Genomic DNA, 17,966 nt, shown 5'->3' with positions numbered 1-17,966 from the left:
GCAATTTCGCCCCGGTCATTATACTGACCGCAATAGGTGAGCCGAGGTCCTAAGTCAATATAATGACCGATGTTACGACAGCGATGGGTTCCGAGCAGGTGCTTGGCAAAGCGATAGCGGTTCGAATCCGAGACTTGAGGCGCGACCAAAATCTGACCCTGGATCGACTGGCAAAACTGAGCGGCCTGTCCAAGGGAACCGTCGTCTCGCTCGAGCAAGGCAAGGCGAACCCTAGTATCGGCATACTTTGCCGACTGGCGGCGGCGTTTTCGCTCTCCGTGGCCGATTTGCTGAATGACGATCCTTCCATAGTTCGCCTCCCTATTGAGCGGACAGAGACGAGGAGGCTTTGGACAAGCGCCAAGGGAAGCTCTGCACAACTTCATTCATCGACCTCGGGGCGCACGATGTTCGAATTGTGGAGCTGGGTCATGATGCCGGGCGACGTGTTTTCCGCGGACGCTCATAGTCTGGATACGCGCGAGCTGATCTCGGTCAGTCAGGGTGCCCTGAGCGTTGTGGTAGGTGCCCATGTGGTCATTTTAAGCGAAGGCGAGAGTGCGCGGCTTGTCACTGACCAACCGCACTCATACGCGGCGGCATCTGATGTGCCCGCCCATTTCTCGATGGCGGTGCTTGAGCGTGGTGGACACCGAGATCCGGGGCACTCGTCGACGGCAGCGAAGATTCAGGAGCCCGTTCCGTAAGGCTCCGCCGATTACTAGCAACCGCCATTCGCGACAGGAGATAAACCGTTGTACGTTCCGCCTCATTTTGCCGTCCCTGATCAGAACGCCCTGTTCGAGCTTATCGAGAAACACCCGCTTGGTATCCTCGTCACCCAAAGCAAAGGCACACTGGACGCGAACCACCTCCCCTTCGAGCTTGACCGCTCGAAGGGAGACAAGGGCGTTCTCAATTGCCATGTCGCTCGCAAGAACCCAGTCTGGGAGGAAGTCGCCAATGGCGATGAGGTTCTCGTAATCTTCCGTGCGGCCGACGCTTACATCTCGCCGAACTGGTATCCAAGCAAGCACGAACTCCACAAGCAGGTGCCGACGTGGAACTATCTCGTCGTCCACGCCCACGGACGCATCACTGTCCGGGATGATGAGCGATATGTACGCCGTAACGTGGCGAAGCTCACTCATATGCAAGAAGCCTCGCAGCCTGCCCCGTGGAAGATGGGCGACGCGCCGAAGGACTTCATCGACACGATGGTCAAGGCAATCGTCGCCCTGGAGATCGAGATCACCGGCCTGGTTGGAAAATCAAAACTCAGCCAGAACAAAGACTTGCGCGACATTCAGAACCCTGGTGAAATGCTGCGTGCCCAAGGGGCCATTGCGATGGGAGAAGCGATGCTCGCGGCTGCGGCGGCCAAATCCCAATAGCATGTGTCTTGTCCCGACAAAGCCGCTGGTGCCGGCTTCCGACGGGTCACCTAGCCCGCCTTGACGCACGGCAATAGCTTTTGACGGCCTGAAGCGACGCTGTGGTCACCGTTGTGATACTTTTCCACGCGCCTGGTCAGGCGGCAGGATTGCTCCGTCGTGATCGACGGGTTCGTTTCAGGCGCCTGCGCCCCCTCGTATGTCCGCGACCAGCCGCGCAGCGGTTTATGAGGCGCAATCGCACGCGTTTCGAAGCCACGTACCTTGGGCGGCAAGCTCGACCATGCGCTCGACGCAGCTCCAAGTGCGGCCCCGTCAACGATCTCCTTGAACCTGCGGAACTTGCCCGAAAGCACTTCTCTTACGGGAGATGATTGGCTTTGTCGCCGAACCGACTGATGGAGATGGTGGCGGCGCCGCCCTAGCGATCAGACCCGCCTTGCAGCGCAATGGCTACCCGGGCGCGACTGGGAGATGCGGGCGGGACTGTGGAGCTGCGGAGACGGAGCGGATCGGCATGGAGCCGTGACCGCTTGCGATCTGGCTCTGGAACGAGTTAAGGAAGCGCGGACTTCCGATCGTGTCAAGCGCCGCCCTCTCGATGATGCCGGACAAATCGGGCCGCCACGAGCGGCGGGCCTTGCTCAGATCGGACGGACCGGATGGTTTAAGCAGGTTCGCATCAAGAGCCACGGCACCTGTGTCGTGCGGGTGCTGCTGTCGACACGTGACCTTCTCGTCAGCGAACGATGCCTGGGCTTCTTAAGGCCTTCGGCGTCATATTCGGCAAGAAGATCGATGCCCAGGTGATCCTACACATGCTCAGGATACAGGCGACGCAGGTCTACCATGATCCGCTGCGAGCCGGCATCAACGAAGTGCATGAACTGTCGAAGACACATGAAGCGATCGCCAGGGCCAAGACCGAGATCCAGCACCGCATCCTGACAACTACCTGCCGCTGTATTTTCCCGAGATCGATCGCTTCCGGGGGAACAGCCGCAGCGATCGGTTCTTTGCCTTCCTCCATGCCTTTCCGACCCCAGCAAGCATCACGGCGCTGACGAAGGAGGAGTTTGTGGCAGCAGCTTGGGATGCCGTCGGCCGCAAGGTCAGCAAGACACAGATTCTGATGGACATTTTCGAGACGGCGCGCCCATCGATCGGATTGCCGCTGCCACTGGATGACTTGATGCGCCTGCCATTCGCATGTTCCAGATGGTCATTGACGAAGCACGCAGCCTGATCCGGCAACATAATGAGATCGAAGCACAGGCCGACGATCTGCTGCGGCACAGCCAGGATTATCAGCTCCTGCGACAAATCCCGGCATCGGACCGATCGAGGCATTGACCGTCATTGCCGAAGCCGGCGGCCTTCGCCGCTTAGGTCATCATCGCCAGTTTCTAAAGTTTTGCGGGCTGGACCTCTCGACACAGAAGTCCGGTGAGGCCAGACCCGCCTTTCCAACCCAGGCACACGACCCATTCAATAGCATTCCTAAGCATACTGACCAGGGCGACCTCGGCCCCCCTAATCACAGCGGTGAGCTCGCAGGCGGGGTCGAGCTTGAGCGGCATCTCTATCACATTGATAGCCTATTAGGCTGGTCCGGCGTTTTATCGGACCCATGATCCATCCGAGCAGCTTGTGAGGGATGCAGCCGAACCAGGCGCTGCTCCCACAGTCTTCGCAGGTCCTCCAGCAAAGCTTCATGCTTCGCCTGATCCGGCGCAATTATATTGAGGTGATCGCTTAACACGGCTTCGCCCTCAATCCGCATCAGCAGATTAAACAGGTCGTTTGAAATTCGCACACTGTCAATGCTGGAGTGGTTCGGAATAATCTCGCAGACAGTCTCCTGATGATCTCGCGCTGTGTAAGCACGGGTTTGATGGAGGGAGACTGAGGGAGGCAATGAAATCGCAAGCGCAGTCCAATCCTGCAGCGTTGCAGCCCGTTTTTTTACCAAGAAGGGCCCGACCACAAGTCCATCCAGCTCTGTCGTCAAAAATGTGGCAATCGCGTCTGCAACCGTATCCACGATCGGTTCAGCATTGTTGTTAAAGGACGTATTGAGCAGAATTGGAGTGCCTGTCCGCTTCTTGAACGCATTGATGACCTCCCAGTAAGCGGGGTTGGCATCGCGCGATACTGTTTGCAGCCGAGCCGTACCGTCGACGTGCGTAATGGCACCCAACAAGGCGCGCTTTGAGTCACGCACGCGAACGACGAAATTCATGAATGGAAATTCGTGCTTACCGTCCGGGAGGTCGAAAAATTCGCTCGCATCCTCTTCCAGCACAGATGGTGCGAAAGGCCTATAGCCTTCGCGCTTCTTGACCATGGCATTGATCCGGTCCTTGTTTGCAGCGGGCCGAGGGTCGGCAAGAATGCTGCGGTTGCCCAGCGCACGTGGCCCAAACTCCGAACGACCCTGCACCCAGCCGATCACGGCGCCGTTGGTGATCCAGTGGGCTGCACTGCTCGCTACGTCATAAGAGCGTTCAACCTCGAGATGTCCGGACCATGCATTCAGTTCCTGTTCCACGGCGCGGTCGCTCCCGAGATCAGGACCCCAATAGACCTCCTGCAGTCGCTCACGCGGCGCGGGGCGGCCCATCTCGTTAGAGACTATCAGCGCAGCTCCCAATGCGCAGCCAGCGTCGTGAGACGCGGGTTGCACGAAGATGTCTTCGAAAAGCCCTGAATACAGCAGCTTGCCGTTCATCGTGCAGTTGTGGGCTACCCCTCCCGCCAGACACAACCGCTTCATGCCGGTGGCCTCACGGTGGTGCCGGAGAATGTGGAACACGATCCGCTCAAGCGCTTCCTGCAGTGACGCACTCACATCTCGATGCTGCTGGGTGAAAGGCATTCCCTTTCGCCTGATCTCGATGTTGCGGAGCAACGCCGGACCGATGCGGTCGAGGTGAACACGGTAGCCACCGTTGGCGGAGAGCTCGTAGAACTGCTCGAAGAGCTCGCGATAGGGAGCGGGGTCGCCATAGGGCGCGAGTCCCATTACCTTATACTCGTCGAACATGCCGTAGCCGAGACAGCGGATCGTCTCGAGATAAAACAGCCCAAGAGAATTGTCCTCCGGGAAAGCCTCGATTTGCGTAATTTCTGTGCCAGACCCTACCGCCACAAGGCCCGACAGGAAATCACCACAGCCATCAATCGCTAGAATGAGACTTTGTTCGAAGCCCGACATTGCAAAGGCGCTCACGGCGTGCGCCTGATGATGACCTACGAATGAAATACGCGAACTGTCCAACTTAGTGCCGAACTCACGCGCTAACAGGTTCTGCACCAACATTTTAGCATCCAACGGAGTGGAGAGAATGTCCGGTTGGGAAGCGGACATACCTTCAAGCATGGCGTTGGCATAGGGCTCGCTGGCGTAGACCGCGACACGATCAATGTCGCTGAGCTGAACCCCGGCCGTCGAGAGACAGTATTGAATCGAACCACTTGGCAGCTTGTTCGAGTGCTTGATTCGATTGAGGCGTTCCTCTTCTACGGCGGCTATCACCTTTCCGTCTCGGACGAGCACCGCGGCGCCATCGTGCATAAAGGCGTTCGGACGCTCGAATCGGTTTTCATGGACTTGGTCAAGTCCGCCGCTGATTCCTAGACACAGCATTTCTTTCTCCAAATAGTAACGGGGAAGCCAAATTGGCCTACCTCGACTGTTTCCAACTAAATAGGCCGTGTTGTCGCCTGCAGCTGCGACCGCCCGTCAGGCATCAGCGGCATCGAAGAAAGCCTCATAAACGATCAATGAGATGCTTCGACTGTGACACCTACAGTGCCATCACGCCGAGAGCTTGGCTGGATCATCCAATCCTGAGCGGCTGCTGACATGTATCCGGCGCTGTCGTTTTCATCGGCAGAACCAACTTGCGATGCCGCCTGTTCTTGGGAAGGGCGGCCGTCGACGAATAACAGTACCGCCCCCGTGAACTGGCCCGATTTCATTCTACGAAGCGACCATGGTCGCACCGCCCGACATTGTCGGCCAGTTGCAACTCACTTTCTCGGCACGACCTCCACTGCACGTCAGGGCGCATCGAAGATTTTCTCCTTTGGATTATTCCTAAGGCAGCTTTCGTCACGCGATAGAGCAGCGTGTGATTGGTGCGTGAGGCTCTTTTTTTGTCCATGCACGATTCCGGAAGAGTGATGAAATCGATTGTTTTGATCAAAGTCATCCACGCTATGAATAGTAGCCGCAGCACATGCGTTTCAAAGCGCTTCAGGCTTCCCGGATGGCTACTCCGATGTGAAGCGCATGGCATTCCAAGCGCTCTGTCAACTAAATGATGAGTATCGGCGTCGACCCTCATTGCCTTCGTCTTCGCGACTCCGTGACAGCGGCTGGCATTGTGTTTGTAGGGCATCGGGCGAAGATCATGTCGATCGGCCATCTCGCCTGCCTATCGGCAAACCCTTGAACAATGATCCACGCACCAGCCCGATTGTGATCACGAGCGCCTCTGAGCTCGGGAGGTTCGGTTTTCTGAGGGTTCCTGGGTCTCCGAAGCGATGGAGGTAGCTAGCATTCCTGGTGCTATACGGTTGTGCTCTTCAATGGAGTGGACGCATTTGCGTCTCGAAAGCGGTTCTTCAGTGGAACCGGCGCCAAGGCCCGTCTGTGGTCGTTCAGAACACGGGGTGCCGTCTCCAAACCGGATATTGGAGCGGGCAGCCGCCGGAATTTGACCCATGGAAATGAGCGCCTGTCAGGAGGCGTTCGAAAACGGCGCGATCTTCATCGCGGCTGTTTCATGGTGTCATTCCTGACATGTTCTTTATAATCGGCAGCTTGCGGATAGTCTTGCCCGTCGCCGCCCGTAGCGCGTTGGCGACGGCCGGGCCGATCGGCGGCACACCTGGCTCACCAACTCCCGTGGGCGGCTCCTCGGACGGCACAATGTGCACCTCGACTCGCGGCATCTGCTCGATCCTGAGCGGTGTATAGGTATCGTAGTTCTCTTGGTCTACGACACCGCCATTCAGGGTCAGCTCCTCCTGGAGGATCGCGCCTAGCCCGAAGCCGATACCGCCCTCCATCTGAGCGCGAATCTGGTCAGGATTTATCGCGGTGCCGCAATCTACCGCGCAGACGACGCGGTCGACCTTGAAACCATTTTCATCGTTGAGGGTGATCTCCACCACATCGGCGACATAGGTCGAGAGGCTTTCATGCAGGGCCACGCCGCGGAAACGGCCTTCCGGCAGAGGCTTGTCCCAGCCTGCCTTCTCAGCAGCCACTTTAAGCACGGCGGCATGCCGTGGATGGTGACCGAGCATTGACAAGCGGAAGTCGACCGGATCACGGTTCGCAGCGGCGGCGAGCTCATCGATCAGGGTTTCCACCGCGTAAGCGGTGTGGGTGGAGCCTACCGAACGCCACCAGAGCACCGGGATGTTCACGTCCGTGGTGGTCAGCTCGACCTTCAGGTTCGGGATCGCATAGGGCAGGTTGGTGGCGCCCTCTACGGAGGTCGGATCGATGCCGTTCTTGATCATCGCCGCAGAGGTCGAACCGCCCAAGACCGATTGGCCCACGATGTGGTCATGGAGAGCGACGACATTGCCTTTCTTGTCGAGCCCCGCCTTGACTGCGTGCACATAGGCCGGCCGGTACCGCCCACCCCGCATGTCATTCTCGCGGGTCCACTGCACCTTCACTGGCTTGCCGCGTCCCAGTGCACGCGCTGTGGAAACAGCTTCGATAATGACATCTGCATCCAAGACCGCGCGGCGGCCGAAACTGCCGCCGGTCTTCATCACGTGCAGCCTCACCTTGTCCGGCGTGGTGCCGCCTACCTGAGCGGCAGCCGCCTGATAGAGGTCGGGCATCTGGTGTCCGCCCCAGACGTCGATGGTGCCGTCTTCGTTGATTCGGGCGGCCGCGTTGAGTGGCTCGATCGAAGCATGGACAAGATAGGGGAATTCGTAGTGCCCCTCGATGATTTTCTCAGCACTGGCGAACGCTGCGGGAGTGTTACCGTCGTCGCGCGCGGTGGCCGCGCCCAGATCGTCTGCTGCCTTGTTGTATTCGGCCATGATCTCTGCCGTGCCGCGCCCTTCGGCCTTCTCCTCGTTCCAGGTCACCTCCACGAGGTCGCGGCCCTTGAGCGCCGTCCAGGTGTCCCTGCCAACCACGGCAATGCCTCGCGGCGTCTGGACGACATCGACAATGCCGTCGAGTGCCTTGGCCTTGGTTGCGTCGAAGCTCTCGATCTCGGCGCCGAACTTCGGCGGATGGATCATAACGGCCGTCTGGAGTCCCTCCATCATGAGGTCGATCGTGTAGGTCTGCGCGCCGTTGGTCTTGCCGGCGGAATCGTAGCGCTTGAGGCTGTACGATCCGATCTGGGCCCACTTGTCGCGCGGCTTTAGCGGCACGTCGTCGGGAACCGGCATTCCCGCTGCGGCTTCAGCCAGGTCACCGTAGCGCGCCTGCATCCCTGAGGCGTGCGACACGACCCCGGAAGCGACTTTGATCTCGCCGGCTGGCACATCCCACCGCTGCGCCGCGGCCGCCACCAGCAAGGCCCGTGCGGCAGCACCCGCCTTGCGGTAGCGTTCCCACGACGAACTCATCGACGTGGAGCCACCAGTTGCCTGTGCGGCCCCGCCCCAGGCGAGATTGCCGTAGAGCGCGGTATTGCCATATCCGCCGACCACGTCCACCTGCGCCCAGTCGCCGTCGAGCTCTTCCATAACCAGGGTGGCGATGCCGAAATAGGAGCCTTGTCCCATCTCGAACTGCGAGGAGTAGATGATGATTCGGTTCTCCTTTGTGATCTCGACATAGGTCTGGAAGGGGTTCGCCTGAACCTTTGCAGTAGTCGTTTGTGCGATGTCGGACGCCGCCAGCACTAGCCGGTAGCCCACGGCGAGGCCAGCGGTGGTGACGCCCGCGCCGACGAGGAACCGGCGGCGCGTGGGCCGCACGGAGTTATGCTTCGAGAGAAACTGCGACATGCCTCAAGTCTCCAGCCGGTTGGCGGTCTCGTGGATGGCCGCGCGGATGCGATGATAGGTGGCGCAGCGGCAGAGATTGCCGCTCATCGCCGAATCAATATCATCGTCCGTCGGCTTAGGCGTTTCTGTAAGGAGGGCCACGGCCGACATGATCTGTCCAGACTGGCAATAGCCGCATTGAGGTACGTCGAACTCGGCCCACACGGCCTGGACCGTTTCGCCTATCTTGCCCGACACACCCTCAATGGTGATGATCGAGGCTCCTTCGATGTCGCCGACTGCGGTCTGGCACGAGCGCGTCGGCATGCCGTTAACGTGAACCGTGCAAGCGCCGCACTGGGCAAGCCCGCAACCGAATTTCGTTCCCGTGAGTCCGATGACGTCACGGACCGCCCAGAGCAGCGGCATCTCTGGATCGACGTCGAGTGTTCGCGCCTCGCCATTGAGGGTAAAAGCGACCATTGCTTGCTCTCCTTGTCCTGAGCTGGCTATCTCGTTGAGCCTCCGCCCGCCTGGCAACCGAGCTCTTGTTGCTGAGGCCTAGCGACCACACCCTAGGAACGCGCAGCTCAAGCAACAAGCCGCTAGGTTGGCGAGTTACGAGATCGTGAAGTGGGTCGTGTCGAAAGGCTGGAGGCAACTGAATGTCATTTTTTGGGGCGGACAGGCCGCTTTAGGCTGGGTTACACGAGACTGGACATTCGGGTCGTCGCGAACATCGACCGCTGGTCGGCCACGTCCGGCAGGGCCCTGATTGGCTACACGAAATGAAATGGGACTACTATCGATGGGGGCCTATCTCGACCCGCAACCTCCACGACTGGACCCTCAGGTTTCCGGCTATCGTCCCGGGCGGTGGCCGAGCTCGGCGCCTCGGACGCGATAATAGACGGTGAGGCGTTCGTCGTTGACCAGAAGGCTTGTCGCGCATTCCCAGTCTTCAGCGGGCTCTTGGCCGCGGCAGGAGACGTCAGGACCATGCTTGCCGGCTTCGACCTGCTCAAGATCGACGGCGAGGGTCTTCGCGATCGGCCACTCGTCGATCGGCGCAAAGCGCTAGTTAACCTGCTGAGACGCCGCCCAAACGGCATCGTTCTGAGCGACGAGATCAGCGGCGGCAGCGACATTCTCGCGCAAGTCTGCCAGTTCGGCCTCGACGGCATCGTCTCCAAGCTGCGTGTCAGTCCATATCGATCCGGCCGGCGCCAAGAATGGGTGAGACAAAATGCGTGCTGAGTGATGAGTTCATCGTCATCGGCTGCGAACCCGGCAACAGTTACGGCGGTCGGGAAGCGTGCTCTGGCGAATGTCGAGGACGGAAATCTGGTGTTCGCCGGCGGCATTGGCACCGGCTTCAATGCGCGCACCGGGCCGGAAGTAAAGCGCCGGCTCGATGCCATTCCAATGGATAAACCACCGATTCCTAGTTTGAAGGCGAACGGTGCGGCATGGGCGGAGTGCCCTGCGCAGTCTGTACCTCCGCAGTCGATTGTCGAGTTCGAAGGGGGTGTGATTGGCGTCGAGACCGCTCCAGCCATGGCTATCAGCACGCCGACTGCGTTGTTTTCGATCAGTTCTCGAAATGAGCGGGTAAATACATGCACTTCCTTTCACTTGCCGAACGGGGTTTGCTGTTCACCGGCTGGCATCCGATGGCAAACCTTTCAACGCGGCGGCGATCTGGCGCTTCGCTGCTGGGGGCAGAGGCAGGATGGGACGCGGGGGTTCGGCACTGCAAACGTCGAGCAATTCAGCGAGTGCATAGACGACGCGAAGGCTCGAGAACTCCTTGAAGAGGCTCCAGATCGGGACCAGCGCGGCATTGATCCGTCGCGCTTCGGCCGCATCGCCCTGTTGCGCCGCTGTGACGATCGTCATGCAGACCTCGGGCAGGATGCCCGCGAGGACGCTGTACCATGTGTCGGCGCCGGCGATCATGGCCTCGGCGGCGTTCCAGTCGCCGCTGTAACCAATCGAGAACCCTTCCGGCAGTGTGCGCCTCTGGGCGGTCAGGTGGTTCTTGATCGCATCGCTTTTGTCTGTCGGATTCTTGATGGCGACAATCCCAGCCACCTTTGCCAGGCGGCTGACAAGGGGTGGACTGAAATGGAAATGCGTCGTTCCTGGATTGTCGTAGACGACGATCGGCAGGCCACTTTCGCGCGCCACAGTGGAGAAATGATCGAACACCTCGTCATCAGTAAGCGGGGTGTAGGAGGCGGCGGCAAGCAACCCCGCAGCTGCTCCAAGGGCCTTGGCGTCTTGCGCGAGCCCCACGGCTTCATCGGTGCGCAGCGCGCCCACACCCACCACGACCGGCATTTGCCCCGCCGTTTGGTCCAAGGTCTCGGAGAGCGCCCGCCGCCGTTGCTCGCGCGACAGATAGATGTATGTGCCGGTGCTGCCGAGAAGACCGATGGAATCGACCTGAGCAATGCCAAGCCGAGCAATCAGCCTGCGCAGGGCAACGCTATCGACGCGGCCGTCACGATTGGTCGGGGTGATGGGGAACGCGGAAAGACCGCTCAGGAATGCCATGGCAAGGCTCCAGATCTATGTGTGAGCGCAGAGGTGGCCGCACGCCAGGTCATTACAAGACGTCCAAAGCCCGCCGCAGATCGGCGATCAGGTCATCAGCGTCTTCAAGCCCCACCGAGAGACGCATGAGATCCTCGCCGACTCCATCGGCCAAATGGGCATCCTTGCGGATCGGCTGCCGAGCACGGGTGAGGCTTGCTGGATGATAGATGAGGCTGTCGGCATCGCCGAGGCTGACGGCGCGAATGATCAGGTTGAGCCGGTCCATCATCCGGCGCGCTCCTTCGTATCCAGCGTGGAGGCCAAAGGCCAACATGCCCGATCCGTTGGACATCTGTTTTCGCGCCGTCACCTGATCAGGGTGCGAGTCGAGGAACGGATAACTCACAAATGCCACCGCCGGGTGCGCTTCCAGCGCCCGAGCCACCGCAAGGGCTGTGGCGCTGTGCCGTTCCATACGCAGCGTCAGCGTCTTGAGACCGCGCAGGATTAGGAAAGCTGACATGGGCGAGAGCGCTGCGCCGGTGATGTAGCGCAGGCCCGTTTCATGCAGCGTACGGAGCGTTTGGGCGTCGCCGAGAAGCGCCCCGCCAAGGGCATCGCCATGACCATTGATGTACTTGGTCATCGAATGGAGCACGATGTCCGCCCCGTGCTCAAGCGGTCGCTGGAGCGCGGGCGAGGCGAAGGTGCTGTCGACTGCAACCCTTACACCGCGCGCGTGAGCGCGCTCGGCAATTGCCGCTATGTCGAGGATGCGGCTCAGCGGATTCACCGGCGTCTCGAAGAAAACCAGCCGCGTCCGCTCGGTGATCGCAGCATCGAGATTGTGGGGATTTGACAGATCGACCGCGACGACCTTGATGCCGAAGCGGGGGACCGCCTGTTCGACCATGGCAAGCGTGTTCGCATAAAGCGTCTTGTGGACGATGAGTTCATCGCCCTGGGACAGGAGCGACAGGATCAGAGTGCCGAAGGCCGCCATCCCCGAGGCAACAACCAGCCCCGCCTCGGCTCCTTCCAGATTCGCGAGCCGCTGCTCGAGGATCTCGGTCGTGGGATTGTATTCGCGCGCATAGAGCCTTCCACCAAGGGCGGCGGCGGCATCGTTTGCTGCCACGCTTTCGAACCCATAGGTTGACGTCAGGAACACTGGCGGCTGGACGGCATTGGAAAAGCCGGCCGGATCGTAGCCATGATGGATCGCCCGGGTGGCAAATCCGGGGCTGGTGCGGTTGAGCGACCCCGTGGGAGCATCGGTTTCGGATTGATGGGAGCTGGTCATTCGGCCTCTGCGATCTCTCTTGGGGTTCCGAAAGATTGACGGCAACCTGGCCAATGTGAAATATCCAGTTGGCGATGAAAGAGATGGTCCAGTCTTCAAGTGCCGGGTCTGCAGCGCGCTCGCACGCGATGGGTGCACGCCAGATATACGAAGCCCTTCGCGAGCAAATCCTCGGCGGCGTCTACGAAACCGGCAGTCAGTTGCCATCCTCCCGGGCCCTGGCAAATGACCTCGGCGTTTCGCGAACCACGGTGACGGTCGCCTATGAGCAACTGGCTGCGGAGGGTTTCATCGAAGTCCGTCAAGGCGCACGACCTCGCGTTGCGTCTTCGTTGATGGGCCATGGGACGGGGCGCACTCACGCGCAACGGGTCGGCCCGATCCACCTGTCCGCATATGGCGAGCGGCTGCGCGCGACGTCACCCTGGCCAGATTATCTGCCGACTGGGCTGAAGGTCGAGTTCCGCTATGGCGACCTGGCGCCGTCGGATTTCCCTTCATTGGTCTGGAAACGCGCGATGAACGAGGCGATGGGGCAGCGCCCGCTGCGTCTTGCCTATGACGATCCTCGCGGCTCGCGCCGGCTCCGCCAGGCGCTTCAGGGATATCTCTGGCGCGCCCGGACCCTGAGCTGCGACCTCGACCAGATCATCATCGTCAGCGGTTCGCAGCAGGGCCTTGATCTGTGCGCGCGCCTGCTTCTCGATCCCGCCGACCGCTTCATCATCGAGGATCCGTGCTACAGGATGGCGCGTCAGGTCTTTGCCAGTACGGGTGCTTCACCCATCCCGGTCATCGTCGACGAAGACGGGATGAGGACCGAGTTGCTGGCGGGGATCGGAGCACGACTGGCTTATGTGACGCCGTCGCATCAGTTTCCGCTGGGCGGCGTCATGCCGATCGCGCGCCGCCATCAGCTTCTGGAATGGGCGCAGCACAACAACGCCTATGTGATCGAGGACGACTACGACAGCGAATATCGCTACGACATCAATCCGGTCCCTCCGCTGCACAGTCTCGAGGACCACGGGGCTGTCATCTATCTCGGCACGATCTCCAAAACGCTCTCGCCGATGCTGCGCATCGGCTACCTCGTCCTCCCGCCCGAATTGCAGGAGGTCTTCGCAACCGCCAAACAATTCGCAGACCGGCATTCGCCGGTCGCTGAACAGGAAGCGCTGGCATCGTTGATCGAGAGCGGCGGCTACGAAAGCCATGTGCGCCGTGTGCGCAGGCTGAACGGCGAGCGTCGGGAAACGTTGTTGGGTGCCTTGCAGCACAGCTTCGGGGATCGCATCACTGTCCAGGGAGCTGATGCGGGACTGCACGTCGCCGTTTGGTTCAATGACCTGCCACGATCGCGGGAAACGGCCTTGGTCGAATCCGCCCGCGACGCTGGCCTGGGGCTACACTTGATCTCGCCGCTCTACGAACGGCCATCGGACGAAGGCCGCACCGATCGCGTCGGACTTGTCATGGGCTATGCCGCCTTGAGCATTCGGCAGATCGGGAAGGGCGTTGAGGTCCTGCGAGAGGTTGTCAAGCAGGTGCAAGACGCGATGCCGGCGCGGAACAACTGAGACGGGGCGACGCCGAAAGCTGGCGCTGAAAACGGTCCGAGGGCCCCCCGTATTTCTTTCCAAACAGCCAACTGGACCGGGAAAATGCCATGCAACTGGCGCTGTTGATCAGGCCAGTTATGCAGCAGGTTTCCACGAGACGAATTTCCGAGAGCGATGATGACCTGGCGAGGAAAGCTGCTTCACGTCCATATCGCGCCTGCCGCCTCCTATGAAATGGAGGAGCTGGCGCAGGCGCAGCTTATTGCCGGCCAAGGCATTGTCGGAGACCGCTACTACCTGGGGACGGGGACCTATTCCGCGCGTCCTGACGTTCGCGAAGTGACGCTGATCGAAGCTGAAGTCTTGGACGCCATCGCGCAGGGCGAACCCAGAATTCCGGGCTTCAAGGCCAAGCTCGCACCCGAAGATCACCGGCGCAATCTGACGACACGAGGCGTTCCGCTTAGCCATCTTGTCGGCAAACGCTTCCGGGTCGGGGAAACGATTCTCAGGGCCGCCCGGATGAATGTGCCGTGCAAGTATATCGAGGAGTTGCTCGGGCTTCCGGGTCTCTACGAGGGGCTTCTGAACCGCTCCGGCCTGAACTGCACAATCGAGGTCGGGGGCGTGATCCGCCCCGGTGATCTGATCTTGCCCATCGACGAGTGAAACGCCATGGCCTCGCCGCGCATCATCATGAAGCTGACCGTGACCGCCGCCCGCAAGGAGCCGGGCGACGTGCTGGTCATCGACCTGAAACACCCACGCAAACCTGTGCTGCCGGCGTTCGAAGCGGGTTCTCACGTCGACGTCCATCTGCCTGAAGGGAAGGTGCGTCAGTATTCACTTTGCGGCGACCCGACCGAGCTTGGCCGCTACACCATCGCGGTGAAGCGCGAGAATGACGGCCGTGGCGGCTCGGCGTGGATCCACGAAACCATTGCCGTCGGCTCCACACTGCCTGTCTCCGCGCCACGCAACCATTTTGCGCTCAAGCCAGGCGAGGGGCCGACTTTGCTGCTGGCAGGGGGAATCGGGATCACCCCGATTCTGGCCATGGCGCGCGCGCTCACCCGGCAGGCCAAGCCCTTCGAGTTGCACTATTTCACCCGCAGCCGGGCGCTCACGCCACTCTTGGCGGCGATCGGGAGCGATCTTCCTGGCGGCAATGTGCGGATCCATTTCGACGACGAGCCTCAGACCCGGCAGAACATCGCCGCGCTGCTGGCGAACCGTTCGGACGACGCGCAGACATACTACTGCGGACCGCCTGGCTTCATGGCGGTTGTGGGGCGCGCGGCTCAACACTGGCCCAAGGGTACTGTTCATTTCGAAACTTTCCAGCCTCCCGAGTTTGATGGCGCGCCACCGGAACCATTCGTCATAGAACTGGCTGAGGGCAGGGTGGTTGAGGTTTCGGCTGAGACCACGGCACTGGCCGCCTTGCGTGCGGCCGGTGTGCCGTTGATGGCCTCGTGTGAGAACGGGGTGTGCGGGACCTGCGAATGCGCAATGCTGGCGGGACAGCCGATCCATCAGGATGCCGTCCTGTCCAAGGAGGCACGCGGCCACCGCTTCATCCCCTGCGTGTCGCGCGCGACAGGTGTGTTGAAACTCGATCTTTGACCATTTGGGCGGGGGTCCTGTGAGACCGGCAGCTGATTTGCGGGAAACTGAATGACGAGGAAACTGGAATATCTGCACGAGATCGAGCGCTGCGTCTCCTGGCTCGCAGCCTGGACGATCCACCACGCCAACCACGTCCGCGAGGGCGATGAGATCAAGGTCGGGGGGCATCAGGCCTCGTCCGCGTCGCTGAGTACCATCATGACCGCGCTCTACGGTTCGGTCCTGCGCCCGCAGGATCGGGTGGCGGTCAAACCCCATGCGGCGCCGATCTTCCATGCACTTCAGTATCTGGCGGGCAACCAGACCCACGAAAAGCTCATGAACTTCCGCGGCTACAAGGGCGCGCAGAGCTACCCTTCGCGGACGAAGGATGTCGACGATGTCGACTTCTCGACCGGGTCGGTGGGTCTCGGCGTTGCTCAGACGCTGTTCTCGTCGCTGGTGCAGGACTACGTCTCGGGTCACGGCTGGATGAAGGAGCGTGCCGAGGGCCGAATGGTCAGCCTGATCGGCGACGCCGAGATGGATGAGGGCAACATCTACGAGGCCCTGATCGAAGGCTGGAAGCACGGGCTCAGGAACTGCTGGTGGGTGGTCGACTACAATCGCCAGTCGCTCGACGCCGTGATCCGGGAGGGCCTCTGGCAGCGTTTCGAGCAGATTTTTCGCAACTTCGGCTGGGACGTGATGGTCCTGCGCCACGGGGCTCTGCAAGAGGCTGCCTTTGCCGAGCCGGGGGGCGAGAAGCTGCTCGAGTGGATAGAGCGCTGTCCGAACCAGCTCTATTCGGCGCTGACCTTCCAAGGGGGTGCTGCCTGGCGCAAGCGGCTGCTCGACGAGATCGGAGACCAAGGGCCGGTCACCACTCTGATCGAACGCCGCTCCGACGACGAGTTGCAGGCGTTGATGACGAACCTTGGCGGGCATGACATGCCGAGCCTCCTCGAAGCCTTCGAGGCGGCGTCCAGGCATGACCGTCCCGTCTGCTTCATCTGTTACACCATCAAGGGCTACGGTCTGCCGCTTGCCGGACACAAGGACAACCACGCGGGGCAGATGACGCCCACGCAGATGGAAGACTACCGCCTGCAAATGGGCGTAAAGCGGGGTGAGGAGTGGGACAAATGGGCGGCCGCCACCTTGCCGGAAGCGGAACTTGACGCCTTCTTCGCAAAGGCGCCGTTCTTCAGTGAGGGGCATAGGAGGCTGTCTGCGCCGTCGGTGCCGGTGCCTGAAACCCTTCCGTCACCGGGGCAGCCCGGCAAGCCGCTCTCGACCCAGATGGGGTTCGGCCAGATCCTGAACGACATCGCACGCGAGCGCAGTCTGCTTGCCGACCGCATTGTCACCACCTCGCCCGATGTGACGGTCTCGACCAATCTCGGTGGCTGGGTCAACCGGCGCGGCCTTTTCGCCCGGGAGACCATGGCGGACACCTTCAAGGCCGAACGCATTCCGTCGACCTTTACCTGGGAATTTGGGCCGAAGGGGCAGCACCTCGAGCTCGGGATCGCCGAGTCGAACCTGATGATCATGCTCGGGGCGCTCGGTCTCTCGCACTCGATCAATGGCGTGCGCCTGCTGCCGATCGGGACAGTCTATGATCCCTTCATCTACCGATCGGCCGACCAGCTAAACTACGCCTGCTATCAGGATGCGCGCTTCATGCTGGTCGCAACGCCCTCGGGCGTGACGCTAGCGCCCGAGGGCGGAGCACACCAGTCGATCGGCACCCCATTGATCGGCATGGCGCAGGATGGGCTTTGCGCCTTCGAACCGGCCTTCGTCGACGAACTGTCCGTGATCATGCGCTTTGCCTTCGATTACATGCAACGTAATGGCGAGGGGGATCCGGATGAGACGACGTGGCTGCGTGATCAGACCGGAGGATCGGTCTATCTTCGCCTGTCAACCCGGCCGCTCGAGCAGACGCCGCGCGACATGAACCCGGCGCTCGCGCGGGACATCGTCAATGGCGCCTATTGGCTGCGTCCGCCTGGGCCCAACGCGAGTGTCGTCATTGCTTATCAAGGCGTCGTCGCGCCGGAGGCGATTGCCGCGACGGGTCTTCTGGCGGAGGACCGGCGCGATGTCGGGCTGCTCGCGATCACCTCCGCGGACCGGCTTAATGCGGGCTGGCAGGCGGCGGAACGTGCCCGGCAGCGTGGCGCGATCGGCGCCCTGAGTCATATCGAGCGGCTGCTCGCGCCGCTATCGCGTGACTGCGGCATCGTCACCGTGATCGACGGCCACCCGGCGACGCTCGCGTGGCTCGGTGGGGTTAACGGGCATCGCGTGAAGGCGCTCGGGGTCGAGCAGTTCGGCCAGACGGGGACTATTGCGGACCTATACCGTCACCACGGCCTGGACACCAACGCCATCGTACATGCGGCGCAGGCGGTCAGTGCGGGACCGGCTGTTCGCTACCGGAAGGCGCTGCCTTGACCATGAGCTACCGGATGCTCCGTGGCTGGTACGGATCGGCTGTTTCCACGGGCGTTCCGGTTCGCTTCAAAGCGGACAGGGGCCGGGACACTGTGGACGTTCTGATCGCGC

Annotated in this window: 12 protein-coding genes and 1 pseudogene; 8 read left to right on the top strand and 5 right to left on the bottom strand. The window is 61.1% G+C overall.

The genetic code is table 11. The features are described from left to right. Positions 1–62: 62 nt before the first annotated feature. From NKH03_RS22770 to NKH03_RS22760, 3 genes and pseudogenes are all read left to right on the top strand, one after another. Positions 63–707, top strand: coding sequence for a helix-turn-helix domain-containing protein (locus NKH03_RS22770; RefSeq protein WP_352970633.1), 645 nt, complete (start codon positions 63–65; stop codon positions 705–707). Between the two features lie 48 nt (positions 708–755). Then, positions 756–1,394, top strand: a complete 639-nt coding sequence (locus NKH03_RS22765) for an FMN-binding negative transcriptional regulator (RefSeq protein WP_023783766.1) — start codon at positions 756–758, stop codon at positions 1,392–1,394. 797 nt (positions 1,395–2,191) lie between these two features. After that, positions 2,192–2,851, top strand: a pseudogene (locus NKH03_RS22760) (transposase); the annotation flags it as partial. Positions 2,852–2,979: 128 nt separating this feature from the next. Here NKH03_RS22760 and NKH03_RS22755 read toward each other — a convergent pair. The 3 genes from NKH03_RS22755 to NKH03_RS22745 form a co-directional block, all read right to left on the bottom strand. After that, complete coding sequence (locus NKH03_RS22755; RefSeq protein ID WP_352596297.1) at positions 2,980–5,043, bottom strand: carbamoyltransferase family protein; 2,064 nt, start codon at positions 5,041–5,043, stop codon at positions 2,980–2,982. A gap of 1,142 nt (positions 5,044–6,185) precedes the next feature. Continuing rightward, positions 6,186–8,396, bottom strand: a complete 2,211-nt coding sequence (locus NKH03_RS22750; protein WP_352722641.1) for a xanthine dehydrogenase family protein molybdopterin-binding subunit — start codon at positions 8,394–8,396, stop codon at positions 6,186–6,188. Between the two features lie 3 nt (positions 8,397–8,399). Next, positions 8,400–8,858: a (2Fe-2S)-binding protein gene (locus tag NKH03_RS22745; RefSeq protein WP_352602281.1), complete on the bottom strand. Its 459-nt coding sequence runs from the start codon at positions 8,856–8,858 to the stop codon at positions 8,400–8,402. Positions 8,859–9,251: 393 nt separating this feature from the next. On the opposite strand from NKH03_RS22745, the gene NKH03_RS22740 reads away from it, so the two are divergent. Then, complete coding sequence (locus NKH03_RS22740) at positions 9,252–9,632, top strand: ATP-dependent DNA ligase (RefSeq protein ID WP_352602282.1); 381 nt, start codon at positions 9,252–9,254, stop codon at positions 9,630–9,632. Positions 9,633–10,031: 399 nt separating this feature from the next. Here the strand turns inward: NKH03_RS22740 and NKH03_RS22735 are convergent, their stop codons facing one another. Together NKH03_RS22735 and NKH03_RS22730 are read right to left on the bottom strand one after the other, a co-directional pair. Continuing rightward, positions 10,032–10,934: a dihydrodipicolinate synthase family protein gene (locus tag NKH03_RS22735; RefSeq protein ID WP_023685525.1), complete on the bottom strand. Its 903-nt coding sequence runs from the start codon at positions 10,932–10,934 to the stop codon at positions 10,032–10,034. A gap of 52 nt (positions 10,935–10,986) precedes the next feature. Beyond that, positions 10,987–12,219, bottom strand: coding sequence for a trans-sulfuration enzyme family protein (locus NKH03_RS22730; protein WP_023697828.1), 1,233 nt, complete (start codon positions 12,217–12,219; stop codon positions 10,987–10,989). A 74-nt stretch (positions 12,220–12,293) separates the two neighbouring features. On the opposite strand from NKH03_RS22730, the gene pdxR reads away from it, so the two are divergent. From pdxR to NKH03_RS22710, 4 genes are all read left to right on the top strand, one after another. Further along, the gene (gene pdxR / locus NKH03_RS22725) at positions 12,294–13,799 is read left to right on the top strand and encodes a MocR-like pyridoxine biosynthesis transcription factor PdxR (protein WP_352722680.1); all 1,506 of its coding nucleotides are present in this window, start codon (positions 12,294–12,296) and stop codon (positions 13,797–13,799) included. A 159-nt stretch (positions 13,800–13,958) separates the two neighbouring features. Continuing rightward, a complete protein-coding gene (locus NKH03_RS22720; protein ID WP_023758446.1) occupies positions 13,959–14,450 on the top strand; it encodes an MOSC domain-containing protein in 492 nt (163 codons plus the stop codon). A gap of 6 nt (positions 14,451–14,456) precedes the next feature. Continuing rightward, on the top strand, positions 14,457–15,407 hold the full coding sequence (locus NKH03_RS22715; protein WP_352722642.1) for a PDR/VanB family oxidoreductase: 951 nt from the start codon (positions 14,457–14,459) through the stop codon (positions 15,405–15,407). Between the two features lie 51 nt (positions 15,408–15,458). Then, a complete protein-coding gene (locus NKH03_RS22710; protein WP_352722643.1) occupies positions 15,459–17,855 on the top strand; it encodes a transketolase in 2,397 nt (798 codons plus the stop codon). Positions 17,856–17,966 lie beyond the last annotated feature (111 nt).

It is taken from the genome of Mesorhizobium sp. M1406 (assembly GCF_040317555.1).
GTDB lineage: Bacteria > Pseudomonadota > Alphaproteobacteria > Rhizobiales > Rhizobiaceae > Mesorhizobium.
Note: the sequence above shows the minus strand (reverse complement) of the source record. Positions and strands in the feature narration are given on the sequence as shown.

Coding starts and splice junctions, on each gene's coding strand:
- NKH03_RS22770 (WP_352970633.1), top strand. CDS start 63: ATGACCGATGTTACGACAGCGATGGGTTCCGAGCAGGTGCTTGGCAAA.
- NKH03_RS22755 (WP_352596297.1), bottom strand. CDS start 5,043: ATGCTGTGTCTAGGAATCAGCGGCGGACTTGACCAAGTCCATGAAAAC.
- NKH03_RS22750 (WP_352722641.1), bottom strand. CDS start 8,396: ATGTCGCAGTTTCTCTCGAAGCATAACTCCGTGCGGCCCACGCGCCGC.
- NKH03_RS22745 (WP_352602281.1), bottom strand. CDS start 8,858: ATGGTCGCTTTTACCCTCAATGGCGAGGCGCGAACACTCGACGTCGAT.
- NKH03_RS22735 (WP_023685525.1), bottom strand. CDS start 10,934: ATGGCATTCCTGAGCGGTCTTTCCGCGTTCCCCATCACCCCGACCAAT.
- NKH03_RS22730 (WP_023697828.1), bottom strand. CDS start 12,219: ATGACCAGCTCCCATCAATCCGAAACCGATGCTCCCACGGGGTCGCTC.
- pdxR (WP_352722680.1), top strand. CDS start 12,294: ATGAAAGAGATGGTCCAGTCTTCAAGTGCCGGGTCTGCAGCGCGCTCG.
- NKH03_RS22720 (WP_023758446.1), top strand. CDS start 13,959: ATGACCTGGCGAGGAAAGCTGCTTCACGTCCATATCGCGCCTGCCGCC.
- NKH03_RS22715 (WP_352722642.1), top strand. CDS start 14,457: ATGGCCTCGCCGCGCATCATCATGAAGCTGACCGTGACCGCCGCCCGC.
- NKH03_RS22710 (WP_352722643.1), top strand. CDS start 15,459: ATGACGAGGAAACTGGAATATCTGCACGAGATCGAGCGCTGCGTCTCC.